Raw genomic sequence first — 21,978 nt, 5'->3', positions numbered from 1 at the left:
GGATCTACCGAGGGTAGTGCCGGCCGCTGGCCGGCATGTGCCTCAATGGTTGAACGCATCCGGCAGTTCACCGCCGCACCTGCGGCAGTGGCGGGCGTCCGGCTCGTGGCCTTCCAGCCCGCAGTGCGGGCAGCCGCGGGCATCGCGGCGTGCGGCCAGCTCGGCTTCGCGCATGGTGCTGGCCAGTTCGGCGGTATAGATGCCGGTGGGCACGGCGATGATGCTGTAGCCGATCAGGATCAGTACCGAGGTGACGAAGCGGCCGAGTACGGTCTGCGGCACGATGTCGCCGAAACCGACCGTGGCCATGGTCACCACCGCCCAGTACATGCTGGCCGGAATGTTGCTGAAGCCATGTTCCGGCCCTTCGATCACGTACATCAGCGCGCCAGCGATGATGGTGATGGTGATCACCGTGAACAGGAACACCAGCACCTTGCGCCGGCTGCGCCACAGCGACGTCATCAGCACGCCGCTTTCCTCGATGTAGCGGGTCAGCTTGAGGATGCGGAACACGCGCAGGATGCGCAGCGCGCGCACCACCAGCAGGCTCTGCGCGCCGGGGATGAACAACGACAGGTAGGCGGGCAGGATCGACAGCAGGTCGATGATGCCCCAGATGCTCACCGCGTAACGCAGCGGGCGCTTGACCACCGCCAGGCGAAGCAGGTACTCGGCGGTGAAGATGATCGTGAATGCCCATTCCAGGATGTACAGGCCGGTGGACCATTCGGCATGCAGGTGCTGCACGCTGTCGATCATCACCACCAGGATGCTGGCGATGATCGCCACCACCAGGATCAGGTCAAAGTTGCGCGAGGGCCGCGAGTCGTGGCGGTAGATGATGTCGAACCACCGACGGCGCCAGCCGGTCTCGGTGGCGGGGTTCAGCTGGGGGGCGGAAAACGGTCGCATGGGCGCATTGTGCCGCAGGGGTTCCGGCGCGAGAATGGGGATTCCTGAACCCTGCCGACTGCCATGACCGCCGCGACCGACCCGCTGATCTCCCTTTCGCACTACTACCTGCCGGTCTACAAGCCCCGCCAGGTGGTACTGGAGCGAGGCCAGGGCGCCCGCGTGTGGGACAGCCAGGGCCGTGAGTTCATCGACCTGGCCGCCGGCATCGCCGTGTGTGGCCTGGGCCACAACGACCCGGACCTGGTGGCCGCGCTGGTCGAGCAGGCCGGCAAGCTCTGGCACACCAGCAACGTGTTCTACAGCGCGCCGCCGCTGCACCTGGCCGAAGAGCTGGTGAAGGCCAGCCGTTTCGCCGAGCGCGTGTTCCTGTGCAATTCCGGCGCCGAAGCCAACGAAGTGGCGATCAAGATGGTCCGCAAGTGGGCCTCCAGCCAGGGCCGCCCGGCCGACAAGCGGGTGATCATCACCTTCCGTGGCAGCTTCCACGGCCGCACCCTGGGCGCGGTGACCGCCACAGCCCAGCCGAAGTACCAGGAAGGCTACGAGCCGCTGCCCGGTGGCTTCCGCTATATCGATTTCAACGATGAAGTGCAGCTTGAAACCGCAATGGCCGCCGGTGACGTGGCGGCGGTGATGCTGGAGCCGATCCAGGGCGAGGGCGGCGTGATGCCGGCCAGGTCCGGTTTCCTCAAGCGCGTGCGCGAACTGTGCGACCAGCACAACGCACTGCTGGTGCTGGACGAGATCCAGGCCGGCATGGGCCGCACCGGCACGCTGTTCGCGCACTGGCAGGACGATGTGGTGCCGGACATGGTTACCCTGGCCAAGGCACTGGGCGGTGGTTTCCCGATCGGCGCGATGCTGGCCGGCCCGAAGGTGGCCGAGACCATGCAGTTCGGCGCGCACGGCACCACCTTCGGTGGCAACCCGCTGGCCGCGGCGGTCGCTCGTGTGGCCCTGCGCAAGCTGGCCTCGGCGGAGATCGCCGCCAACGTCAGCCGCCAATCGAAGGCGCTGCGTGATGGTTTCGCCCGCATCAACGACGAGTTTGGCGTGTTCAGCGAGGTGCGTGGCCGCGGCCTGATGCTGGGCGCGGTGCTGAGCAAGGACTTCGCCGGCCAGGCCGGTGCCATCCTCGACCATGCCGCCGAGCAGGGCCTGCTGACCCTGCAGGCCGGCCCGGACGTGCTGCGCTTCGTGCCGTCGCTGAACATCACCGACGAAGAAGTGGCCGAAGGCCTGAAGCGCCTGCGCGCGGCGATTGCCGCGTTCATCGCCACGCGCTGATCCTCGGCTGTAGAGCCGGGCCGATGCTCGGCTCTACAGGATTGCGTAGCGCTTCAACACCTTCCCCAACCCGCGGCCGTCGCGCACCGTTTCGGCGTGCAGGCCGGCCGCGCGCGCGCCGCGCACGTTGGCGAAAAGATCATCGATGAACAAGGTGCGCGCAGGCGCAACCTGCAGTACCTCGAGCACGCGCTGGAACACCCTTGGCTGCGGTTTGCGCAGGCCGAAATCGGCACTGCAGAACACGCGGTCCTGCAGCGCCGGAAACAGGTCCGGCAGCAGGGCGGGCAATGCCTGCACCATCAGCGCGCCGTTGTTGGTCAGTACCGCCATGGGTAGTTGCAGCGCCTGCAGCCGCTGCAGCACGGCCACCTGCGGATGGCTGGCGGCCTGCCGTGCAGCCACCCAGGCGACCACATCGAGCGTCCTGCCCAGAAGCCCGCCAAGCTGCGCCAGATAGGTTGGGCCATCCAGTGCGCCACGGTCATGCGCGGCGTCCAGCCCGCTGTCGTACAGCGCGGCCTGCACGGCCTGCGGGGAAACGTCCAGCGCCTGCGCCAGGTGCAGCACGCGCTGCGCGCGCTGGTACTGCACCAGCACGCCATCCACATCCAGCAGCAACAGGTCGATCCGCATCGGCCGAGCATGCCATTGCCATGGATGCGCGCAAACCCTGGAGCGTGCATGCGACAGACGGTCGCAGACGGGAGCGCATGGGCCTGCCTAGAATGACGTTTGAATCCGCAGGAGATGCAGCGATGAAGGCTTGGACGGTGGCGGTTGGACTGGGTGCGCTGATGCTGGCGCCATCGGCAATGGCGCGCGTGTGTGCGGTGAGCATCGACAGCACCGACCAGATGAGTTTCAGCAGTCGCGAGATCAAGGTTGCCGCCGACTGCAGCGCCGTGGACCTGACCTTGCGCCACACCGGCAAGCTGGCCGCTACCGCGATGGGCCACAACTGGGTGCTGACCCGCACGGCCGACTACCAGCCGGTGGCGATGGCGGGCATGCGCATGACCCTGGCCGACAGTTACCTGCCGAAGGCCGACAAGCGCGTGCTGGCCCACACCAAGGTGATTGGAGGTGGCGAGACCACGCGCGTGCGCTTCTCCACCCAGGGCCTGCAGAAGGGCGGCGACTACACCTTCTTCTGCTCGTTCCCCGGCCACTTCGCCATGATGAAGGGCAAGCTCGTCTTCGGTTGATGCCGTCTGTAGAGTCGAGCCATGCTCGACTGCTCTGTGCCAACCAAGGTTGGCACCTACCAGATGCGGCAGTGCCAACCAAGGTTGGCACCCACCAGAGCGGGCTCAGCCCTTGGCGGCCTTGAATGCCACGCGTGCAGCGGCCAGCGTCGCCTCGATCACGGCATCGTCGTGGGCGCTGGACAGGAAACCGGCCTCGTAGGCGGACGGTGCCAGGAACACGCCCTGTTCCAGCATCGCGTGGAAGAAGCGGTTGAACGCCGGGATGTCGCAGGCGGTGGCCTGCGCATAGGTCTCCACCTTTTCGCTGGTGAAGAACAGCCCGAACATCGCGCCCACGCGGGTGGTGGTCACCGCCACGCCTGCTTCTGCGGCCGCCGCTTCCAGGCCGGCACACAGGCGCGCGGTGCGCTCGGCGAGGTCGGCATGGAAGCCCGGCTGCTGGACAAGTTCCAGCATCGCAAGGCCGGCCGCCATCGCCACCGGGTTGCCGCTCAGCGTGCCAGCCTGGTAGATCGGTCCGGCCGGGGCGATCTGCTGCATCAGCTCACGACGACCGCCATAGGCACCGACCGGCATGCCGCCGCCGATGATCTTGCCGAAGGTGGTCAGGTCCGGGGTGATGCCGTAGTGCGCCTGCGCACCGCCAAGGGCAACGCGGAAGCCGGTCATCACCTCGTCGAAGATCAGCAGCGCGCCGTGCTTCGTGCACAGTTCGCGCAGGTGCTGCAGGTAACCCTCGCGCGGGGGAATGCAGTTGGCGTTGCCGACCACCGGTTCGATGATCAGGCCGGCGATGTCGTTACCCTGCTGTTCGAACAGTGCGGTGGCGGCTTCGAAGTCGTTGTAGGGCAGGGTCAGGGTCAGCTCGCTCAGCCCGGCCGGAACACCCGGTGAGGTCGGCACGCCCAGGGTCAGCATGCCGCTGCCGGCCTTGACCAGGAACGAGTCGCCGTGGCCGTGGTAGCAGCCTTCGAACTTGACGATGCGGTTGCGGCCGGTGGCGCCGCGCGCCAGGCGGATCGCCGACAGCGTGGCTTCGGTGCCGGAGTTGACCATGCGCACCATCTCGCACGACGGCACCAGGCGGGTGATGGTCTCGGCCATGGTCACTTCGGCCGCGCACGGTGCGCCGAACGAGAGGCCGTTGTCGATGGCCTTCTTCACCGCCTGGCGCACCGCCGGGTGGTTGTGGCCGACGATCATCGGGCCCCAGGAACCGACGTAGTCGATGTAGCGGTTGCCGTCGACGTCGTACAGGTAGGCGCCGTCGGCACGCTCGACGAAGAACGGCTCGCCGCCGACCGACTTGAACGCGCGCACCGGCGAATTGACGCCGCCCGGCAGCAGCTGCTGGGCGCGGGAGAACAGGGCGTGGGACTGGTCGTGGTTCATGGGGCTTTCCTGGGTGTTACGCGAACTGGGCGAGGAGGGCGTGCTGGGTTGCGACCGGGTCTTCGGCGGCGAACACGCTGCTGACCACGGCGACCAGGTCGGCGCCGGCGTCGATGATGGGACCGACATTGTCCGGGGTCAGCCCGCCGATCGCCACCCGCGGCACGCCCAGTGCGGCGCTTTGCCGCAGCAGGTCGGGGTGGGCGCGGCTGCTGGTGATCTTGGTGGTGGTGGGGAAGAAGGCGCCAAAGGCCACATAGCTGGCGCCGGCGGCCACGGCCTTTTCTGCATTGGCCAGCTGGTCGTAGCAGGACGCGCCGATGATGGCCTCGGCCCCCAGCAGCGCACGCGCGCTGGGGATGTCGCCGTCGGTGCCGCCCAGATGCACGCCGGCCGCGCCGACCGCCTTGGCCAGCAGCGGGTCGTCATTGATGATCAGCGGTACGCCATGGGCAGCGCACAGGCCCTGCAGGGCAGTGGCCTGCTCCTGCCGCAGGGCGTCACTGGCGGTCTTGTTGCGGTACTGCAGCCAGGTGGCGCCGGCGGCCAGCAGCGGCGCGGTGCGTACCAGCAGGCGTGCGGTATCGGGTTCATCCGGGGTGATCAGGTAGACGCCGCGGGGCGCCGGGGAAGCTGAAGTCATCGATGGCTACCGGTGAGTGGACCGCAATGGGACAATGGCGGCCCGTGAATCCAGCCCTGATTATCCGATGAGCGATGCCACCCCCACCACCTTGCGTACCTGGATGTGCGTGGTCTGCGGCTTCCTGTACAGCGAAGCGGACGGCTTGCCGGAGGAGGGCATCGCGCCGGGCACGCGCTGGGAGGACATTCCCGAGACCTGGACCTGCCCGGACTGCGGGGTGACCAAGGCCGATTTCGAGATGGTCGAGGTCGATTGACCGGACCTTCCAGTGGGTGTGGACCGTTGGGGTGGGTGCGGACCGTTGGGGTGGGTGCGGACCGTTGGTCCGCACACCTGATAGAATCAATGCAGCCGCGGCATCGGCCCGCCGAGGTCGATCAGCTTGTCCCGCAGCCACTGCGCATCGCTCGCCTCGGGGTTGCGCTTCAGGTACTGGCCCAGGTCATGACGGGCCCCGGCCAGGTACTCCAGCTGCAGGTAGGCCAGGCCGCGGTCGCGCAGGGCGTCGTCCTGTTCCGGGGCCAGCTTGAGCAGGCGATCGGCGCTGCGTGCAGCGCGGTCCCATTCGCCGGCCTCGGCATAGACGCCATGCAGGTTGCGCAGCATGCGCATCAGGATCGCGCGCGCCGGCGCCGGGTCGAGGATCTGCGCCAGCACCTGGTCGTCGGGCATCTGCCCGCCCAGGTGTGACTTGGCCCGCTCGCGCAGTTCATCCACGTCCAGTGGCCGGCCGCCGTTGAACGGGTCCATCACCAGCACGCCGTCATCCACCGGCAGGCGCACCAGGAAGTGGCCGGGGAAAGACACGCCATCAAGGGGAATACCCAGCCGGCGCGAGACTTCCATCTGCACCAGGGCCAGCGAGATCGGATTGCCCAGGCGGCGCTCGAACACCTGGTTGAGGTAGCTGTTGCGCGGGTCGTAGTACTCGTCGTGGTCGCCGCTGTAGCCCAGCTCGTCGAACAGGTGGCGGTTGATCGCCGCCATCTTCAACGGGCTGTTGTCGATGGCCTCCACTTCCGAGCGGAGGTGGTCGACATGGCTCTGGATCAGCGCGTCATAGGTGGACGGCTGCAGATCGGGGTATTCATCGCGCGCGATCAGCAGCGCGGTCGGCAACAGCGGCAGCGCCTCGTCTTCGAGGTCGGCCAGTGCATCCCAGTCGGGGAGTGTGATCCGGTCCTGCATGGTCACAGACTGGCGTCATTCGCAGACGGTTTCAAGCGGTGCCGCGTGAAAAATTCAGGGGTCAGATCCCTTTCGCGTGCGAAAGGGATCTGACCCCTGCAGGGTTGCCGGCCAGCGGCCGGCACTACCGCGGGTGCCGGCCGCTGGCCGGTCGCATCGTTTGCTACTCGATGCCCGGGCCGAAGGTCAGCGCGGTGCCGTCCTTCAGCTTCAGCTTTTCGGCCTGGCCGGCGTTGAGTTCCAGCACGTAGCGCGCCGGGCCGCCGCTGGGGTACGGCGGACACATGTCGCCGGCCGAGCACGGCGGCACGTCGCGCTGCTGGCTGACCAGTTTGCGTTCGTTGTCGAAGTACAGGATGTCCAGCGCGATCTTGGTGTTCTTCATCCAGTACGCCTGCATCTCTTCGCGGTCGTGGACGAACAGCATGCCGTGGTCGGCCGCCATCTGGTCGCGGAACATCAGCCCGCGCGCGCGGGTTTCATCGTTGGTGGCCAGCTCGACCTGGTAGCGGGCGCCGTCCAGCTCGACCCAGTGGCGGGCCGCGTCGGTGGCGCAGCCGGCCAGGGCCAGCAGCGGAAGCATCAGCAGCGAACGCAACAGCGACATCGTCAGGATCCTTGGAAGGGTCAGAGCACGACCGGCGGCTCGCCGCCGACGATCACCACGTCGGCGCGACGGCGCGCGAACAGGCCGACGCAGACCACGCCCGGCAGCTGGTTGAGCTCGCGCTCCAGCTTCTCCGGATCGGTGATCTGCAGGTTGTGGATGTCCAGGATCTGGTTGCCGTTGTCGGTGACCACGCCTTCGCGCCAGGTCGGCTGGCCGCCGGTCATGTCGCGGATCTGGCGGGCGACCAGGCTGCGCGCCATCGGGATCACTTCCACCGGCAGCGGGAAACCGCCCAGCACCGGCACCTGCTTGCTCGGGTCGACGATGCAGATGAAGCGCTCGCTGGCCTCGGCGATGATCTTCTCGCGGGTCAGCGCGGCACCACCGCCCTTGATCAGGCACTTGTTCGGGTCGCACTCGTCGGCGCCGTCCACGTACAGCGACAGGTTGCCGCTGTGGTTCAGCTCGATCACCTCGATGCCGTGCTGCTTCAGGCGCGCGGTGCTCTGCTCGGAACTGGACACCGCGCCCTTGATGCGGTGCTGGATGCGGGCCAGGGCATCGATGAAATAGGCCACGGTGGAACCGGTGCCGACACCGACGATCATGCCGTCTTCGACGTATTCGATGGCTTTCTCGGCGGCCAGGCGCTTGGCTTCGGACATGGGAGAACTCTCAGGCAGGGAATCAGGATTTCTTTTCCAGCGACAGCAGCAGCTTCCACTGCGCGGCGGTCACCGGGAACACCGACAGGCGGTTGCCCTTGGCAACCAGCGGGAAGCCTTCGCCGAGTTCGTCGGCGTGCAGCTTGATCTCGTCCAGCGCGATCACCTGCTTGAGCTTGCGGTCGAAAGCCACGTCCACCAGCATCCAGCGCGGGTTCTCGCGCGTGCTCTTGGGGTCGTGGTAGTCGGATGCCGGGTCGAACTGGGTGTCGTCCGGGTAGGCCGCGCTGGCCACCGTGGCCAGGCCGACGATGCCCGGCACCTTGGTATTGGAGTGATAGAACAGGATGCCGTCGCCGACCTGCATGCCATCGCGCATGAAATTGCGCGCCTGGTAGTTGCGCACCCCGTTCCAGGGTTCGACCTTGACCTTGGCCAGGTCATCGATGGAGAAGGCGTCCGGTTCGGACTTCATCAGCCAGTAGCGCTTGCGGGCGGTCATGCGTTCACGGGGGCAGCGGAGGGGAACAGGGTGCCGCCTTCGGTGCAGATCGCATCCACCGGCACGTCCCACGACGCCACCGGCAAGGACTCGACCTGCTGCACCGCGAACGCCGCACCGACCAGCCAGGGCGGCGCCGGCCGGTCATGGCGGAAGGCGAAGCTGCGATCATACCAGCCGCCCCCCATGCCCAGCCGCCGGCACTGCGGGTCGAAGCCCACCAGCGGGGCCACCACCAGCGCCATCTGCGCCGGTTCCAGCGTGTCTGCCGGCGCCACGTCGGGCTCGGGGATGCCGTAACGGTTGCTGGTCAGCGGTTGGCCGGGGCGCCACGGTGCGAAGCGCAGCACGTCGCCGGCCAACACCGGCAGGCAGTAGGTGAGGCCTTCGGGCAACTGCAGCTGCCAGCGGTGCAGGGCGATCTCGCCATCCAGCGCCCAGTAGCCGGCCACGGCGCCTTCGCGCGGCGCGAACGGCAGTGCCAGCAGGGCATCGGCAAGTAATTCGGCGGCGGCAATGCGCTCAGCGGCGGAAAGGTCGCGGCGGCGTTGCCGCAGGTCGTGGCGCAGGGCCTGGCGCGGGTCGGTCATGGCGGCGTGCGGCAAGGATCAGCCGCCATTGTGCCGCAAAGAACAAGGGCGACGCCCGAAGACGCCGCCCTTGCTGGAATATTGCATTCTCCGCAATGTCGATGCATGCGAAACGACCTTGAACCCGGGGGCTCAAGTGGGAACGCTGGAGAACCATCGGGCTTCCCGCTACAAGGCGGACCTGCACTCCCGGCGCTGTCGCGCTCCCGGTGTCGTTCTTAAGGGACAAGGCGAATGTTTGCACATGCCGTCGAGTACCGCAGAGAACGCGTGGCCATTATAGCCAGCGCGCAGGATCTGGATAGGCCGTTCGTCGGCAACAGTCCGTGCCAATTCAGATATGAGAAGACGCGTTGTGCGCGTTCTTCAGGCGCCGCCGTCGATCGCGCGGTCCAGGCGCCGGTTCAGATCGGCCAGCGTCTGCTGCAGCGCCACTGCCTGGCGGGCGTTCTCGTCGCGCAGCAGTTGCAGTTCATGGGCCAGGTTCAACGCGGCCAGTACCGCCACGCGGTCCACGGCGGCCATGCGGTTGCTGCCGCGGATCTCGCGCATGCGGGCATCGAGCAGGCGCGCGGCGGCCATCAGGCTGTCGCGTTCATCGCCACCGACGCCCACGGTGTATTCACGATCGAGGATGCGGACACTGACCGGTTCGGCACTCATGTGTGCTGCTCCAGGGATTTGAGCCGGCTGATCATTGCTTCCACCCGCGAGCGTGCCTGCTCGTTCTTGGCCAGCAGCGTGGAACGCTCGGCCACCAGCTGTTCCTGCTGGTGGCGCAGGCTGCGGTTCTCCTCGGCCAGGCGCTGGTTGCGTTCAAGCAACGCCTCCACGCGGGCGGCGAAGTCCTGCAGCTGGGCAAGGGGATCGGCGGGTTCCATGCGGGCACGATAGGCAAGCCGGGCAAGGGCGGTCAAGCGTTGTCGCAGCAAGGCCGGACGGCCACGGGGAGGAGGCCGTCGGATTGCTACACTACGGGGTCTCACGGGCGCGCCGGCGCGCCCCGGGTTTCCTTTTCCGAACGAGCCGCACGATGACTGAACTTCCCTCCGTCGACGACGTTAACCGCGCCAGCCAGGAACTGGGCCTGGGCGCCACCGCCGCCGAGCTGCACGGCGCACTGTGCGGCTGGCTGGCCGCCGGCGGCGCCCCCGGCAACGACTGGCCGGCGCGCGTGCTGGCCGACGACAACCTGTCGCCGGTGGCCGCCGACAGCGTGCTGGGCCAGCTGCTGCAGGTCACCATCAAGCAGCTGGAAGACCGCGACTTCGCGTTCGAGCTGTTGCTGACCGACAGCGACGAGGTGGCCGCGCAGGCCGATGCCATGTTCAGCTGGACCCGCTCGTTCCTGGGCGGTTTCGGCCTGGGCAGCGGCGGCCGCCGCCCGACCCTGTCCGAAGAGGGCGAAGAGGCGCTGACCGACATGGCCAGCCTGGCCCGTGCCTCCAGCGAGGATTTCGAGGCCGGTGGCGATGACGACGACGACGCCCTGTCGGAGATCGAGGAATTCATCCGCGTGGCGGTGCTGCTGCTGCACGGCGACGTGGTGCTGGCCTCGCGCCATCGGCAGCGCCTGAACTGATGGATATCAAGCAGCGCACCGGCATCGCGGCCGGCGAGTACAAGCGTCGGCGCCGCCAGCTGATGGACATGGCCGGCGAGGACGCGATCCTGGTGCTGCCGGCTGCGGCGGAGAAGGTGCGCAGCCTCGATACCCATTATCCGTTCCGGCAGGATTCGGACTTCCAGTACCTGAGTGGCTTCCCCGAGCCGGAAGCGGTGCTGGTGCTGATTCCCGGCCGTCGCCATGGCGAGGCCATCCTGTTCTGTCGCGAGCGTGATGCCGAGCGCGAGGCCTGGGACGGCAGCCGGGCCGGCCAGGAAGGCGCGGTGGCGCAGTTCGGCATGGACGACGCTTACCCGATCGATGATCTGGACGACATCCTGCCGGGCCTGCTGGAAGGGCGTTCGCGCGTCTACTACCACTTCGGCCGCGATGCGGATTTCGACCTGAAGCTGATCGGCTGGGTCAACCGCGTGCGCTCACAGGTGCGCCATGGCGCGCAGCCGCCGCATGAGTTCCTGGAGCTGGGCCACCTGCTGCACGAACAGCGCCTGTTCAAGTCCGGTGCCGAAGTGGCGCTGATGCAGCATGCCGCGCAGATCAGCGTGCGCGCCCATCTGGCGGCGATGAAGGCGGCCAAGGCGGGAATCCACGAGTACGAGCTGCAGGCCGAGCTGGAACGCGTGTTCCGCGCCAATGATGCCGTTCCGGCGTACTGCAGCATCGTCGGTGCAGGCCGCAACGGCTGCATCCTGCACTACCGCGACAACAACGCGCGGTCGCGCGATGGCGAGCTGGTGCTGATCGATGCCGGTGCCGAGTACCGCGGCTACGCCAGCGACATCACCCGCACCTTCCCGGTGAATGGCCGCTTCAGTGCCGAACAGCGCGCGCTGCACGACCTGGTCGGTGAGGCACAGGCCGCGGCACTGGCGCAGGCGAAGCCGGGCGTGCCGTACGAGAGCGGCCACCTGGCGGCGGTGCAGACCCTGACCGAGGGCCTGCTGCGGCTGGGCCTGCTGAAGGGAACGCTGGAAAAGAACCTGTCCGAAGGCCTGTACCAGCGCTTCTACCGGCACAAGACCGGGCACTGGATCGGGCTGGATGTGCACGACGTGGGCGATTACCGCCTGGCCGGTGATTCGCGCCTGCTGGAGCCGGGCATGGCGTTCACCATCGAGCCGGGGTTGTACATCGGCGTGGACGACACGACGGTGGAGCCACGCTGGCGCGGTATCGGCATCCGCACCGAGGATGATGTGCTGATCACCGATGATGGCCATCGCGTGTTGACCGAAGGCCTGGCGCGCAGCGCCGACGAGATCGAAGCGGTGATGGCGGGGTAAGGGGTTTCGGCAGGGCTTGCAGCCCTGCACCCGCTCGATGCAACGGCAAGTGCAAAAGCCGAAGCGGCATTCCGTGGGATGGCGGGGCACTGTGGGTTTGCGGGGACGCCGTAAACCCATCCATGGGGGCTTGGTCGCCGCATCCATGCGGCTCACTGATCTGGCTCCCTGAAAACGGACGCCATGAAGCCGTGTCAGGCGGCAGCCCGGAGCTGCCGGGCGTAGTTGTTAGGAGAGTGGTAGCCCAGCGCCGAGTGTAGCCGGGCTGGATTGTAGAAGCCGTGGATGTAAGCAGCGATGGACTGGCTGGCTTGTTCCTTACTGGCGTAAGGCTCGGCAGCCTCTTCTGTCTTGAGCGTCGCAAAGAAGCTCTCGGCCAAGGCGTTGTCCCAGCAATTGCCAGGCCGGCTCATGCTTTGGACCACGTCATGGGACTGCAGCAGCTGGCGAAACTCGTTCCCCCAGTACTGCCCGCCACGATCGGAATGGAAGATCAGGCCAGGTCGTTGTGGATGCAGAGCCCAGGCATTGGCAAATGCTTTCACTACCAGTTCTTCAGTCAAGCGCTTGGAAACGCTGTAGCCCAGCACCTGCCGGGTCTGGACGCTGATGACCACGGCCAGATGCAGCCATCCCTGGCGGGTGGGGACATACGTGATATCCCCGACCCACGCCGTCGGTCCGGTTCCGGGGGCAAATTGCCGATCCAGCAGGTTGGGGGCGAGCTGAGATGAGCCGCCGGAGGATTTGGGCCGGAATCGGCCTTTGGTCTTGCCCTGGATTCGCTCCTCGGCCATTAACCGTGCCACGCGCTTGTGGCCGACTAGATGATTCCTGGCTCGTAAGGCCCTGACCAGCCGACGCCGCCCATAACTGCGTTTGCTGGCCACATGGATGGCCCGAAGCTCGGTACGAAGGGCCGAATCGACATCGCACGTTTGGGCACACTGGCGGCGCAGGTAGTCATGGAATCCAGAGACAGAAACCCCGAGAAGCCGACACAGCAACCTGGTCGGGTAGCGAGTCCTTTGACTGGCGACGAAGGCGTACCTCACTTGGACTCTCTGGCAAAGAACGCCGCCGCTTTTTTTAGGATTTCCCGCTCCATCTTCAGATTGGCGTTCTCGGCCCGAAGGCGGCTGATCTCGCTTTCCAGATCAGTGGCCGGCCTGCGGGCCTCAGAGGTCAACGACCGGCCAGCACGGACCGCGTCAATCCAATTTGCCAGCGTTTTGACGGACATTTCCAATTGGCGGGCCGCTGCGGCTGGGCCGAGCGACTCGGCCAGCTCCACGGCTTGGTGCTTGAACTCATCGGTGTAGCTACGACGGGTGATACGGGACATAAGGGACCTCCCAGTGCGATCAAAGTATCGCTTCTTGGCGTCCGCCCACGGGGAGCCAGATCACACACCCCGCAAACCCACAGTGCCCCGCCTTCGACAGGTTCCTGCGGCTGTTGGTGGGTGCCGACCGTTGGTCGGCACATCTGTCAGATATCGAATGAATCATCCACGCATGGCGTGGATCTACTGGCCACTGCGGCTGTTGGGACGCGCGGCTGTTGGTAGGTGTCGACCTTGGTCGACACAGAGCGAGCGCAGCAAGCGACCCGCTTTTGCTTTTCTTTCTTCTTTTCCGTGGTTGGACGAGGCAGGAAACTGTCAGAGGTGGGGCGGGGTGGGTTCGCGGGGGTGTCCGCGGCATGGATGCCGCGGCCAAGCCCCCATGGATGGGTTCACGGCGTCCCCCGCGAACCCACCCCGCCCCGCAAAGCGCGGCTTTTGATCCAGCATCCAACCACGAGGGGGCTCAGCCGTTGGCCGCAGCAAACTCCGGCCGAGTCAGGTTGTCCGCTTCGCCCTCGGTACACAGCACTTCGTCCTCGATGCGGATGCCGCCATACGGACGGAAGAAGTCCACGCGGTCCCAGTTGATCGCATCGCCATGGCCTGCGTCCTTCACTTCGTTCAACAGCATGTCGATGAAGTACAGGCCCGGTTCGATGGTCACCACCATGCCCGGCTCCAGCACGCGGGTCAGGCGCAGGTAGGGATGCCCCGCCGGGCGCTCGACGCGGCCGCCTTCGTCGCTGGCCGCGAAACCGGCCACGTCGTGCACCTGCAGGCCGATCAGGTGACCGATGCCGTGCGGGAAGAAGGCGGCGCTGACGCCGGTTTCCACGGCGGTCTGCGGCGACACCTTGATGACGCCGAAGTCCTTCAGTACGCCCATCAGCGAGAGATGCGCGTCCACGTGCAGCTGCTTGTAGTCGAAGCCGGCGCGCACCGCCGCACACATCTGCTGCTGGGCGGCATCGACGGCAGCGATCATCGCGGCGAACTCGTCGTGGCCGTGCGCGGCGTAGGTGCGGGTGATGTCGCTGGCGTAGCCCTGCGCGCTGGCGCCGGCATCGATCAGGAAGCTGCGCAGCGGCTGCGGCGCCTTGCGGCCCAGCTCGGTGTAGTGCAGCACGGCGGCGTGTTCGTTCAGCGCGACGATGTTGCCGTACGGCAGTTCATTTGCATCCTGGCCCACGGCCTGGCAGTAGGCCATGTGGATGCTGAATTCGTCGGCGCCATTGCGGAATGCGGCCTCGGCGGCGCGATGGCCACGCACGCCGAGCACCTGCGCCTGGCGCATCAGCGCGATTTCATACGGCGTCTTGTAGGCGCGGTGCCATTCCAGGTAGTTCACCACCGGCGCCGGGTTATTCGGCACGAATGCACCCAGCGTGCTCTGCGGCTCGCCGAGGATCGCGCAGCGCGACGGGTCGGCCGGCAGCAGCGCCAGCGCTTCTTCGGGGGTGCGGATGATGTGGATGTCGAAGTGCTCCACCCACCAGCCGCTCGGTGCATCCGGCACCACGTGCCAGTAATCGAAGGGCTGGTGGAAGATCACCGCCGGGCGCTTGCCGGGCGTGAACACGATCCAGCTGTTCGGTACGCGGGTGAGCGGCAGCCACGCCTTGAACTGCGGATTCACCGCGTACGGGTAGTCGCGATCGTCGAACACCTGGTAGTGCAGGGTGCCACTGGGCACCACCAGGTGATCGAAGCCGCCGCGGGCCAGCGCCTGTTCGGCGCGCCGGCACAGCACGGCCAGGTGGTCGGAATACAGGGCGCCGGGGTCTTGCTGGATCATTGCGGTGGCTCGACACGAAAACGGCCCTAGATTCTGCCGCATACCGCGAAAAACCGCTGTGCCGGAACCGGCACTCAGGCCGTCGAAACCGGTCCCTCGTCGCTGTCTTCGCCCACCCACTGGCGCAGCAGCTGCCGATGTTCGCGTGACAGGGTGAGGAAGCGGAAGCCGGTCCAGCTCTGTCCCGGCACGTGCGCCGGTTCGCTCCACAGCAGGTGCACGCCTACGTCGATGGCTTCCTGGCGGCCATCGGCCATCGGCAGCGGGAATCGCAGCTGGTACAGCGCATCCTCGCGCAACGGCACGCTGGCCAGCATCAGCATGCCGGTTTCAGAAACGTTGCCGAGGCGGCCCACTACGCTGTCGCGCATCTGGTCGGTCACCGGCACCAGGTCCGAGACCTGGCGGCGCGGTGCGCGACGGGTGTCCTGTGGCGGCTGGGTGTTCATGCAGGGGTTTTCCGGCTGTGGCCAGCGGCCAGCGCACGCAGCGCATCGAGGCTGGCCTGCCAGGCACGATCAACCAGGCGGCCCTTGTCTTCGGTGACCAGCTGCGCGCGGCCGGCGCTGAGCTGGCGGGCGAGGGTATCCAGGTCGGTATCGGCGATCTTCTGTCCGCGTGGATTGACCATCAGCGCATGGCCGGTCAGCAGGCTGTACCACGACAGGCGCTGGCGGCGCAGCGTGCCGTCGCCGGTGTCGATGTCGAACCAGCTGCCGAACGGCAGGGTGGACAGCTGTTGGTAGGCGGCTTCTTCGGCACTGCTGCGTGGCTCGGCGGGCGCGCCTGCGCTGGACGTGCCGGCATGCTCGCCCAGTCGCGCGCGTGCTTTCAGGCGTGCGCTGAGTTCGGTACGCGATGTGCTTTCGTCCTCGCCGCCGGGCGTGGCCAGGCGACGCGCGACGGCGGCGGCCTCCTCGGCGTGGTAGCCGACCTGCACCAGCGCCGCTTCCACCTCGGTGGCCAGCGCAGCGTCGGTGCCATCCGCAGCGTCCGCGGCCTGGGCGGTCACCGCCGCGATGCGCTGGGTCTGCTGCAGGCGCTCCTGCCACTGCGGTGAATCGTCACCATGGCGCAGCCGGGTCAATGTCAGGGCGTCGGCCCACGCCTGGCGCAGCAGGGTCTGCACGAAGCGCGGCGGCGCCTGGGTATCGCAGCACTGGTCGATCTGTGCGCTGGCCTGGCGTCGTGCCAGGTCCAGGCGTTCCTTGCCGCGCGCGGCCTCGACGTGGCGGCGCTCGGCCAGCTCGGCGCGATGGGCAGCCGCGCGCTGGTGCTGCTGCACGTCTTCATTGGCGGCAGCGAAGGCCTCGGGCGTCCGCGCATCCTGGCCGAGCAGCCCCTGCACGCTCTGCGCCATGCGCTGCAGCAGCTGGGGGTCAACGTCATCATCGCCGAGCCAGTGGGCGCCGGCTTCGGCGATCTGGTTGAGCAGTTCGCGGGCGGGGTGCTCGTCACGCACGAAGAAGCCAGGGTCGGCCATGGCCGCGCGCGCCAGCGGTACCTGCAGGCGCGCCAGCAGCGCGGCCGGTACCGGGTCGGGACGTTGCTGCTGCTGTACCTGCTGCATCAGCAGGCGCAGCAGGTCGAGATTGTCGCGGTCGTGGCTGCCCAGCTGGGCCTGCGCGCCGTGTTCGCTGCGCAGCTGGGCGACCACCGCGGTCTGCAGGTCGGCAAGGCCGGTAGCGGCACTGGACTGGGCCTGCAGGCGCGCGAGCACCGCATCCACGGCGGCGCTGGGTACCGCAGCGGACGGCGCGGGCGCGGTACTGGCGTGCCGGGCCTGCTGCAGCAGGTCGTGCAACGCGCTGCCGGTGGAGGTGGTGAGCCCAGGCACGGCGGTGTCGCGGCCACCGGCGTCGCTGACCGCTTCCTGCACCAGGTTCGACCACGAGCCCGACGGTGCCGATCCGTTCCAGCCGGTCAGCGGCGCTGCGGGGGCGCGCTTGGCCGGCTGCGTCGCGCGGCCACCGCCGACGGAGTGGGTGATGATGCGTCGCGTGCTCGACGAACGGGCCAGGTAGGGCGTGTAGACCAGGCCGGGCAGAACGCCGTGCTGGGCCAGCAGCGCATTGGCGCGGTCGAGCACATCGCCCAGCCGTTCCAGCACCTGGCGCTCGAAGCTGCGATACAGCGCCAGCTGTACGTCGGCGCCGAGGGTGTCCTGCTCCGCGAGCCGGCGCACCATCGCGCACAATGCCTGCGGCGCCAGCGGCAGCGCGTCGGCCTCGAATGCCGGCGCCGCCGCCAGCACGCCCAGCCGCTGCCCGAGCAGGTTCAGGGTATTGGTCGAGCGCAGGGTTTCGCGCCGGATCATCTCGGTCAGCAGCAGGTCGCGGTCGACGTCATGCTCGGCCACCAGCGACAGCCCCAGCACGCCGGGCAGCGGCGGCGGGGTGGCCCCGGCGGTGGCTGCAGTCGCAGGCTCGCGCAGGCGTGCCAAGGCCTCGGCAACGGCATCCAGCATCCGGTCGGGGAAGTGACCGGCAAAGGCATGCAGTTGTCCGCGCTGGGCCATCAGTTCGGCCTGCTGCAGCGGATTGCGCGCGCGATCGGCGTCGTGCAGCAGGGTCTGTTCCAGCGCCTCGACGGTCAGGATCAGCGGCGCGGCCAGGGTCTGCCGGCACAGGCCGATCAACGCGCCCAGCAGTTCGCGCACCCGCGGCGGCAGGTCGGCTGCGGCCAGGCGGGCCTTGTCGGCAGGGGTGGGGGAAAAAACAGCTGACATCGGCGAGCGGTACCCGGATTCCCGCGGATCGATCTGGTGAATCTACCGTGTCGGCCGATGTCGGCGCTACTTTAGGGTGAATGTGAAATGCATCTGCCGGGCATGGCCCCGATGCGCGGTAGTGCCGGCCGCTGGCCGGCAACGCGATCCGCACCGGATTGCCGGCCAGCGGCCGGCACTACCCGTTACGGCGGAGGCCTTACTCGTCCAGGAACAGGCTCACCACATCGTTGGTGAAGCGGCGGCCCAGCTCGGTTGGCTGCACGTGGCCGTCCGCCATGTGCAGCCAGCCGCGCTGCACGGCGTCGGCCAGCGGTGCGTCCAGCACGCTGCGCGGCAGGCCGGTGCGCGACTCGAAATCGCGCAGGCTGAAACCTTCGTGCAGGCGCAGCAGGTTCAGCATGTACTCGAACGGCAGCCGCCCGGGGGCGATGACATCGTCGCCGCCGAACGAGGCGGGGGTGCCCGCGCTGTCGAGGTAGGCCTGCGGATGTTTCAGTTTCCAGCGTCGCAGTACGTGCTCCTCGGCACCGGAACTGATCTTGCCGTGCGCGCCGGCGCCGATGCCCAGGTAGTCGCCGAAGCGCCAGTAGTTCAGGTTGTGCGCACTCTGCCGGCCGGGGCGCGCATAGGCGCTGACCTCGTACTGGCCAAAGCCGGCCTGTGCCAGCAGGGCCTGGCAGTGTTCCTGCATGTCCCAGGCGTTGTCCTCATCGGGAATGCCCTGCGGCGGCCGTGCGAAGAACACCGTGTTCGGTTCCAGGGTCAGCTGGTAGTGCGAGATGTGCGCCGGCTGCAGTGCGAAGGCGCGTTCAAGATCGGCCTCGGCGCCGGCCAGGGTCTGTTCCGGCAGCGCGTACATCAGGTCGATGTTGAAATTGTCGTAGCCCGCGTCCTGCGCCATCTTCACCGCGCGCTCGGCCTCGCCACTGTCGTGGATGCGGCCCAGGCGCTTGAGCATCGCGTCGTCGAAACTCTGGATGCCGAAGCTGAGGCGGTTCACGCCGGCCGCGCGGTAGCGGTCGAAGCGGCCGTGTTCGGCGGTGCCCGGGTTGGTTTCCAGGGTGATCTCGGCATTGGGCGCGAAGCGCAGGCGCGCGCTGGCCTGCTGCAGGAAGCGGTCGATCGCTTCCGGCGGGAACAGGCTGGGCGTGCCGCCACCGAAGAACACGCTGTGCACCACCCGTCCCCAGACCAGCGGCAGGTCCTGGTCCAGGTCGCGCAGCAGCGCGTCGATGTAGGCATCGAACGGCAGCTCGCCCTTGGCCTGGTGCGAGTTGAAGTCGCAGTAGGGGCATTTGCGCACGCACCACGGCAGGTGCACGTACAGCGACAACGGCGGCGGCACCAGGCGCGGCGGAGTGTCGTGGTCGCCCGGGCAGGTTTCGCCGGGCAGGTGGTTGCAGTGGTCGTGGGCGTGCGGCATGGGCTTCATCGGTAGTGCCGGCCGTTGGCCGGCTTCCCTTGGGTAATCAGGAACGCATCAATACAGCGTGGCCAGCTGCTGCTTGAGCTGCTGCAGGGCGAGGGCGCGATGGCTGATGGCGTTCTTCAGGGCCGTTTCCATCTCCGCGGCGGTCAGGCCGTGGGTGGTATCCAGGAACACCGGGTTGTAGCCGAAGCCGTTGCTGCCGCGCGGTTCGCGGGTGATCTGTCCTTCCCAGCGGCCCTCGCAGATCAGTGGCTGCGGGTCGGTGGCATGGCGCAGCAGCACGATCACCGCATAGAAGCGGGCACTGCGCTGGCCGTCGGGCACTTCAGCCATCGCGTCCAGCAGCTTGGCGTTGTTGGCCGCGGCATTGGTCGGCTTGCCGGCATAGCGCGCGCTGTACAGGCCCGGTGCACCGCCGAGGGCATCGACGATCAGGCCCGAATCATCGGCCAGCGCCGGCAGGCCGGTCGCTTCGCAGGCCGCGCGCGCCTTCAGCAGCGCGTTCTCGACGAAGGTCAGGCCGGTCTCTTCCACGTCGCCCAGGCCCAGCTCGGCGGCCGAGGTGATCTGCAACGGCAGGTCGGCGAGGATCTCCTGCATCTCCACAAGCTTGCCGGCGTTGTGGCTGGCCAGTACCAGTTTCTTCATTGACGCGGCTCCAGCAGGTCCCAGGTATTGCCATACAGATCGCGGAACACCGCGACCGTTGCATAGGCTTCTTCGCGCGGTGCTTCCAGGAACTCGACCCCGGCGGCCAGCATCGCCGCGTGGTCGCGGTGGAAGTCGTCGGTGTTGAGGAAGAAGGCGACCCGGCCACCGGTCTGGTTGCCGATGCGGCTGCGCTGTTCCTCGTTGCTGGCGCGGGCCAGCAGCAGGGCGGCGGCGCTGCCGTCGGTCGGCCCGACCACCACCCAGCGCTTGCTGCCCTGGTCGATGTCTTCCAGCAGCGAGAAGCCGAGCTTGCCGGTGTACCAGGCGATGGCTTCGTCGTAATCGGCCACCACGAGGGTGCTCAGGGCAAGGCGCCGGTTCATGCCGACAGCGCCGCCTGCTGCGCGGCCAGCAGTTCGCGCACGCCCTTCTCGGCCAGGCCCAGCAGCGCGTCCAGTTCATCGCGGCGGAAGGCATGGCCTTCGGCGGTGCCCTGCAGTTCGATGAAACCGCCACCGTCGTTCATCACCACGTTCATGTCGGTGTCGCAGTCGCTGTCTTCGGCGTAGTCCAGGTCCAGCACCGGGGTGCCGCGGTACACGCCCACCGACACGGCCGCGACCGCGCCCAGGATCGGGTTGCGCTTGATGTCGCCGCGCTTCATCAGCACGTTCACTGCATCGACCAGGGCCACGTAGGCGCCGGTGATGGCGGCGGTGCGGGTGCCACCGTCGGCCTGCAGCACGTCGCAGTCGAGGGTGATGGTGCGCTCGCCCAGCGCGTTGCGGTCCACGCAGGCACGCAGGCTGCGGCCGATCAGGCGCTGGATCTCCAGCGTGCGGCCGCCCTGCTTGCCACGCGCCGCTTCGCGGTCGCTGCGGGTGTGGGTGGCACGCGGCAGCATGCCGTACTCGGCGGTCACCCAGCCTTCGCCCTTGCCGCGCAGGAAGCCCGGCACGCGGTTCTCGACACTGGCGGTGCACAGCACGCGGGTTTCACCGAAGCACACCAGCACCGAACCTTCGGCGTGGCGGGTGAAGCCGCGTTGGATGACGACCGGGCGGAGCTGGTCGGGCTGGCGGCCGCTGGGGCGGGAATCGGACATGATGCGGGTTCCGTAATGGCGTGGGAGTACGCCGCCACGCCCGCGGCCTTCACGGGGCGGGCAAGGGGGCTCTGGTGAGGGCGCTAGGGTACCATTCCCCCTTTGCACGCACCGGACACAATCCATGATTCGAAGCATGACCGCCTATGCCGGCGGCGAGCGGGTCACCCCGTGGGGCACGCTGGGCTGCGAGCTGCGCTCGGTCAACCACCGCTTCCTGGAGGTCGGCACCCGCCTGCCCGAGGAACTGCGGGCGCTGGAGCCGCAGCTGCGTGAACGCATTGCAGCGCGCCTGAGCCGCGGCAAGCTGGATCTGGTGATGCGCCTGCGCGCGCCGGAAGCGGCGGGCAGCCTGCAGGTCAATGAGGTGCTGCTGGGGCAGCTGGGCCAGCTGGCACACCGGCTGACCTCCGATTTCCCCAACCTGCAGGTCAGCTTCACTGAACTGCTGCAGCTGCCGGGCGTGACCCAGGGCGAGGCCACCGACGCGCCAGCGTTGCAGGCCGAGGCGCTGTCGCTGCTGGACCAGGTGCTGGACGGCTTCGTTGCCGCCCGTGAGCGTGAAGGCGACAAGCTGTCCACGGCGATTGCCGAGCGCGTGGATGGCATCGAGCGCATCGCCGCCGAGGTGCGCACCTTGATTCCGGCCATTCGCGACGGCCAGCGCGCCAAGCTGGCCGCACGCCTGGCCGACCTGCCGCACCCGGTCGATCCCGGCCGCGCCGAGCAGGAACTGGTGCTGTGGCTGCAGAAGCTGGACGTGGATGAGGAACTGGACCGCCTGGGCAGCCACATCGTCGAGATCCGTCGCGTGCTCAAGCAGCGCGAGCCGGTCGGTCGCCGCCTGGACTTCCTGCTGCAGGAGTTCAACCGCGAAGCCAATACGCTGGGCTCGAAGTCGGTGGACAGCCGTACGTCCAATGCCGCGGTGGAACTGAAGGTGCTGATCGACCAGATCCGCGAGCAGGTGCAGAACATCGAGTGAGACGGCAGGGGCGCC

At 67.7% G+C, this 21,978-nt stretch carries 26 protein-coding genes and 1 other RNA gene; 6 read left to right on the top strand and 21 right to left on the bottom strand.

Features of this window, described 5'->3' with window-relative positions; all coding sequences use genetic code 11:
• Positions 1-42: 42 nt before the first annotated feature.
• Entirely contained in the window at positions 43-915 is an 873-nt protein-coding gene (locus N5C18_RS17625) for an ion transporter (protein ID WP_053511071.1), read from the bottom strand.
• Positions 916-978: 63 nt separating this feature from the next.
• Here N5C18_RS17625 and N5C18_RS17620 point away from each other — a divergent pair, with 63 nt between their 5' ends.
• A complete protein-coding gene (locus N5C18_RS17620; RefSeq protein ID WP_053511073.1) occupies positions 979-2,205 on the top strand; it encodes an acetylornithine transaminase in 1,227 nt (408 codons plus the stop codon).
• A 33-nt stretch (positions 2,206-2,238) separates the two neighbouring features.
• On the opposite strand, the gene N5C18_RS17615 is transcribed toward N5C18_RS17620, so the two are convergent.
• Positions 2,239-2,841: an HAD-IA family hydrolase gene (locus N5C18_RS17615; RefSeq protein WP_053511075.1), complete on the bottom strand. Its 603-nt coding sequence runs from the start codon at positions 2,839-2,841 to the stop codon at positions 2,239-2,241.
• 122 nt (positions 2,842-2,963) lie between these two features.
• On the opposite strand from N5C18_RS17615, the gene azu reads away from it, so the two are divergent.
• Positions 2,964-3,413, top strand: a complete 450-nt coding sequence (azu, locus tag N5C18_RS17610) for an azurin (protein ID WP_049456925.1) — start codon at positions 2,964-2,966, stop codon at positions 3,411-3,413.
• Between the two features lie 105 nt (positions 3,414-3,518).
• Here azu and hemL read toward each other — a convergent pair whose 3' ends face one another.
• Positions 3,519-4,808 carry a glutamate-1-semialdehyde 2,1-aminomutase gene (hemL, locus tag N5C18_RS17605; protein WP_279945259.1) on the bottom strand — a complete coding sequence of 430 codons (1,290 nt, stop codon included), beginning with the start codon at positions 4,806-4,808 and terminating at the stop codon, positions 3,519-3,521.
• Between the two features lie 16 nt (positions 4,809-4,824).
• A complete protein-coding gene (thiE, locus tag N5C18_RS17600; RefSeq protein WP_053450699.1) occupies positions 4,825-5,451 on the bottom strand; it encodes a thiamine phosphate synthase in 627 nt (208 codons plus the stop codon).
• 34 nt (positions 5,452-5,485) lie between these two features.
• Here thiE and N5C18_RS17595 point away from each other — a divergent pair, with 34 nt between their 5' ends.
• Positions 5,486-5,710, top strand: coding sequence for a rubredoxin (locus N5C18_RS17595; protein WP_006467103.1), 225 nt, complete (start codon positions 5,486-5,488; stop codon positions 5,708-5,710).
• An 86-nt stretch (positions 5,711-5,796) separates the two neighbouring features.
• Here N5C18_RS17595 and N5C18_RS17590 read toward each other — a convergent pair whose 3' ends face one another.
• From N5C18_RS17590 to N5C18_RS17555, 8 genes are all read right to left on the bottom strand, one after another.
• Positions 5,797-6,642 carry a SirB1 family protein gene (locus N5C18_RS17590; RefSeq protein WP_164087612.1) on the bottom strand — a complete coding sequence of 282 codons (846 nt, stop codon included), beginning with the start codon at positions 6,640-6,642 and terminating at the stop codon, positions 5,797-5,799.
• Between the two features lie 163 nt (positions 6,643-6,805).
• A complete protein-coding gene (locus N5C18_RS17585) occupies positions 6,806-7,249 on the bottom strand; it encodes a DUF192 domain-containing protein (RefSeq protein ID WP_008266483.1) in 444 nt (147 codons plus the stop codon).
• A 20-nt stretch (positions 7,250-7,269) separates the two neighbouring features.
• Entirely contained in the window at positions 7,270-7,917 is a 648-nt protein-coding gene (gene rpiA / locus N5C18_RS17580) for a ribose-5-phosphate isomerase RpiA (protein ID WP_006467017.1), read from the bottom strand.
• A 22-nt stretch (positions 7,918-7,939) separates the two neighbouring features.
• Entirely contained in the window at positions 7,940-8,419 is a 480-nt protein-coding gene (locus N5C18_RS17575) for an EVE domain-containing protein (RefSeq protein WP_008264983.1), read from the bottom strand.
• Positions 8,416-9,009 (bottom strand): 5-formyltetrahydrofolate cyclo-ligase, encoded by a 594-nt coding sequence (locus tag N5C18_RS17570; protein WP_279945258.1) that lies wholly within the window; start codon positions 9,007-9,009, stop codon positions 8,416-8,418. The genes N5C18_RS17575 and N5C18_RS17570 overlap by 4 nt, the downstream gene beginning before the upstream one ends.
• 83 nt (positions 9,010-9,092) lie before the next feature.
• A non-coding RNA gene (gene ssrS, locus N5C18_RS17565) (6S RNA) lies at positions 9,093-9,278 on the bottom strand.
• 97 nt (positions 9,279-9,375) lie between these two features.
• On the bottom strand, positions 9,376-9,672 hold the full coding sequence (locus N5C18_RS17560; protein ID WP_006467013.1) for a cell division protein ZapA: 297 nt from the start codon (positions 9,670-9,672) through the stop codon (positions 9,376-9,378).
• Complete coding sequence (locus N5C18_RS17555; RefSeq protein ID WP_005410898.1) at positions 9,669-9,890, bottom strand: TIGR02449 family protein; 222 nt, start codon at positions 9,888-9,890, stop codon at positions 9,669-9,671. The genes N5C18_RS17560 and N5C18_RS17555 overlap by 4 nt, the downstream gene beginning before the upstream one ends.
• A 152-nt stretch (positions 9,891-10,042) precedes the next feature.
• On the opposite strand from N5C18_RS17555, the gene N5C18_RS17550 reads away from it, so the two are divergent.
• Together N5C18_RS17550 and N5C18_RS17545 are read left to right on the top strand one after the other, a co-directional pair.
• Positions 10,043-10,591, top strand: coding sequence for a UPF0149 family protein (locus N5C18_RS17550; protein WP_279945256.1), 549 nt, complete (start codon positions 10,043-10,045; stop codon positions 10,589-10,591).
• Positions 10,592-10,596: 5 nt separating this feature from the next.
• Entirely contained in the window at positions 10,597-11,919 is a 1,323-nt protein-coding gene (locus tag N5C18_RS17545) for an aminopeptidase P N-terminal domain-containing protein (protein WP_154582916.1), read from the top strand.
• A 194-nt stretch (positions 11,920-12,113) separates the two neighbouring features.
• Here N5C18_RS17545 and N5C18_RS17540 read toward each other — a convergent pair whose 3' ends face one another.
• The 9 genes from N5C18_RS17540 to rph form a co-directional block, all read right to left on the bottom strand.
• Positions 12,114-12,974 carry an IS3 family transposase gene (locus N5C18_RS17540; protein WP_279943796.1) on the bottom strand — a complete coding sequence of 287 codons (861 nt, stop codon included), beginning with the start codon at positions 12,972-12,974 and terminating at the stop codon, positions 12,114-12,116.
• Positions 12,971-13,264 carry a transposase gene (locus N5C18_RS17535; protein ID WP_087921478.1) on the bottom strand — a complete coding sequence of 98 codons (294 nt, stop codon included), beginning with the start codon at positions 13,262-13,264 and terminating at the stop codon, positions 12,971-12,973. The genes N5C18_RS17540 and N5C18_RS17535 overlap by 4 nt, the downstream gene beginning before the upstream one ends.
• A gap of 466 nt (positions 13,265-13,730) precedes the next feature.
• Positions 13,731-15,062: a Xaa-Pro dipeptidase gene (pepQ, locus tag N5C18_RS17530; protein ID WP_279945254.1), complete on the bottom strand. Its 1,332-nt coding sequence runs from the start codon at positions 15,060-15,062 to the stop codon at positions 13,731-13,733.
• Positions 15,063-15,136: 74 nt separating this feature from the next.
• The gene (locus tag N5C18_RS17525) at positions 15,137-15,511 is read right to left on the bottom strand and encodes a PilZ domain-containing protein (RefSeq protein ID WP_053511717.1); all 375 of its coding nucleotides are present in this window, start codon (positions 15,509-15,511) and stop codon (positions 15,137-15,139) included.
• Complete coding sequence (locus N5C18_RS17520; RefSeq protein ID WP_279945252.1) at positions 15,508-17,790, bottom strand: DUF1631 family protein; 2,283 nt, start codon at positions 17,788-17,790, stop codon at positions 15,508-15,510. The genes N5C18_RS17525 and N5C18_RS17520 overlap by 4 nt, the downstream gene beginning before the upstream one ends.
• 199 nt (positions 17,791-17,989) lie before the next feature.
• A complete protein-coding gene (hemW, locus tag N5C18_RS17515; protein ID WP_164242494.1) occupies positions 17,990-19,216 on the bottom strand; it encodes a radical SAM family heme chaperone HemW in 1,227 nt (408 codons plus the stop codon).
• Positions 19,217-19,273: 57 nt separating this feature from the next.
• Positions 19,274-19,870: an RdgB/HAM1 family non-canonical purine NTP pyrophosphatase gene (rdgB, locus tag N5C18_RS17510; RefSeq protein ID WP_164242495.1), complete on the bottom strand. Its 597-nt coding sequence runs from the start codon at positions 19,868-19,870 to the stop codon at positions 19,274-19,276.
• Positions 19,867-20,256, bottom strand: a complete 390-nt coding sequence (locus N5C18_RS17505) for a VOC family protein (protein WP_164242496.1) — start codon at positions 20,254-20,256, stop codon at positions 19,867-19,869. The genes rdgB and N5C18_RS17505 overlap by 4 nt, the downstream gene beginning before the upstream one ends.
• Positions 20,253-20,978: a ribonuclease PH gene (gene rph, locus N5C18_RS17500; protein WP_008267511.1), complete on the bottom strand. Its 726-nt coding sequence runs from the start codon at positions 20,976-20,978 to the stop codon at positions 20,253-20,255. The genes N5C18_RS17505 and rph overlap by 4 nt, the downstream gene beginning before the upstream one ends.
• Positions 20,979-21,102: 124 nt before the next feature.
• On the opposite strand from rph, the gene N5C18_RS17495 reads away from it, so the two are divergent.
• The gene (locus N5C18_RS17495) at positions 21,103-21,963 is read left to right on the top strand and encodes a YicC/YloC family endoribonuclease (RefSeq protein WP_279945250.1); all 861 of its coding nucleotides are present in this window, start codon (positions 21,103-21,105) and stop codon (positions 21,961-21,963) included.
• Positions 21,964-21,978 lie beyond the last annotated feature (15 nt).

It is taken from the genome of Stenotrophomonas sp. GD03930 (assembly GCF_029839665.1).
In the GTDB taxonomy this organism is placed as follows: domain Bacteria; phylum Pseudomonadota; class Gammaproteobacteria; order Xanthomonadales; family Xanthomonadaceae; genus Stenotrophomonas; species Stenotrophomonas forensis.
This window is presented reverse-complemented; position numbering and strand designations above follow the sequence as displayed.

Excerpts from the sequence above, each read along its gene's own strand:
- rdgB (WP_164242495.1), bottom strand. The coding sequence starts at position 19,870 with ATGAAGAAACTGGTACTGGCCAGCCACAACGCCGGCAAGCTTGTGGAG.
- N5C18_RS17620 (WP_053511073.1), top strand. The coding sequence starts at position 979 with ATGACCGCCGCGACCGACCCGCTGATCTCCCTTTCGCACTACTACCTG.
- hemW (WP_164242494.1), bottom strand. The coding sequence starts at position 19,216 with ATGCCGCACGCCCACGACCACTGCAACCACCTGCCCGGCGAAACCTGC.
- N5C18_RS17590 (WP_164087612.1), bottom strand. The coding sequence starts at position 6,642 with ATGCAGGACCGGATCACACTCCCCGACTGGGATGCACTGGCCGACCTC.
- N5C18_RS17505 (WP_164242496.1), bottom strand. The coding sequence starts at position 20,256 with ATGAACCGGCGCCTTGCCCTGAGCACCCTCGTGGTGGCCGATTACGAC.
- N5C18_RS17555 (WP_005410898.1), bottom strand. The coding sequence starts at position 9,890 with ATGGAACCCGCCGATCCCCTTGCCCAGCTGCAGGACTTCGCCGCCCGC.
- N5C18_RS17550 (WP_279945256.1), top strand. The coding sequence starts at position 10,043 with ATGACTGAACTTCCCTCCGTCGACGACGTTAACCGCGCCAGCCAGGAA.
- N5C18_RS17525 (WP_053511717.1), bottom strand. The coding sequence starts at position 15,511 with ATGAACACCCAGCCGCCACAGGACACCCGTCGCGCACCGCGCCGCCAG.
- pepQ (WP_279945254.1), bottom strand. The coding sequence starts at position 15,062 with ATGATCCAGCAAGACCCCGGCGCCCTGTATTCCGACCACCTGGCCGTG.
- N5C18_RS17570 (WP_279945258.1), bottom strand. The coding sequence starts at position 9,009 with ATGACCGACCCGCGCCAGGCCCTGCGCCACGACCTGCGGCAACGCCGC.
- N5C18_RS17625 (WP_053511071.1), bottom strand. The coding sequence starts at position 915 with ATGCGACCGTTTTCCGCCCCCCAGCTGAACCCCGCCACCGAGACCGGC.
- hemL (WP_279945259.1), bottom strand. The coding sequence starts at position 4,808 with ATGAACCACGACCAGTCCCACGCCCTGTTCTCCCGCGCCCAGCAGCTG.
- rph (WP_008267511.1), bottom strand. The coding sequence starts at position 20,978 with ATGTCCGATTCCCGCCCCAGCGGCCGCCAGCCCGACCAGCTCCGCCCG.
- rpiA (WP_006467017.1), bottom strand. The coding sequence starts at position 7,917 with ATGTCCGAAGCCAAGCGCCTGGCCGCCGAGAAAGCCATCGAATACGTC.
- N5C18_RS17595 (WP_006467103.1), top strand. The coding sequence starts at position 5,486 with ATGGCGGCCCGTGAATCCAGCCCTGATTATCCGATGAGCGATGCCACC.
- N5C18_RS17560 (WP_006467013.1), bottom strand. The coding sequence starts at position 9,672 with ATGAGTGCCGAACCGGTCAGTGTCCGCATCCTCGATCGTGAATACACC.
- N5C18_RS17615 (WP_053511075.1), bottom strand. The coding sequence starts at position 2,841 with ATGCGGATCGACCTGTTGCTGCTGGATGTGGATGGCGTGCTGGTGCAG.
- N5C18_RS17520 (WP_279945252.1), bottom strand. The coding sequence starts at position 17,790 with ATGTCAGCTGTTTTTTCCCCCACCCCTGCCGACAAGGCCCGCCTGGCC.
- N5C18_RS17575 (WP_008264983.1), bottom strand. The coding sequence starts at position 8,419 with ATGACCGCCCGCAAGCGCTACTGGCTGATGAAGTCCGAACCGGACGCC.
- azu (WP_049456925.1), top strand. The coding sequence starts at position 2,964 with ATGAAGGCTTGGACGGTGGCGGTTGGACTGGGTGCGCTGATGCTGGCG.
- N5C18_RS17535 (WP_087921478.1), bottom strand. The coding sequence starts at position 13,264 with ATGTCCCGTATCACCCGTCGTAGCTACACCGATGAGTTCAAGCACCAA.
- N5C18_RS17495 (WP_279945250.1), top strand. The coding sequence starts at position 21,103 with ATGATTCGAAGCATGACCGCCTATGCCGGCGGCGAGCGGGTCACCCCG.
- N5C18_RS17585 (WP_008266483.1), bottom strand. The coding sequence starts at position 7,249 with ATGTCGCTGTTGCGTTCGCTGCTGATGCTTCCGCTGCTGGCCCTGGCC.
- thiE (WP_053450699.1), bottom strand. The coding sequence starts at position 5,451 with ATGACTTCAGCTTCCCCGGCGCCCCGCGGCGTCTACCTGATCACCCCG.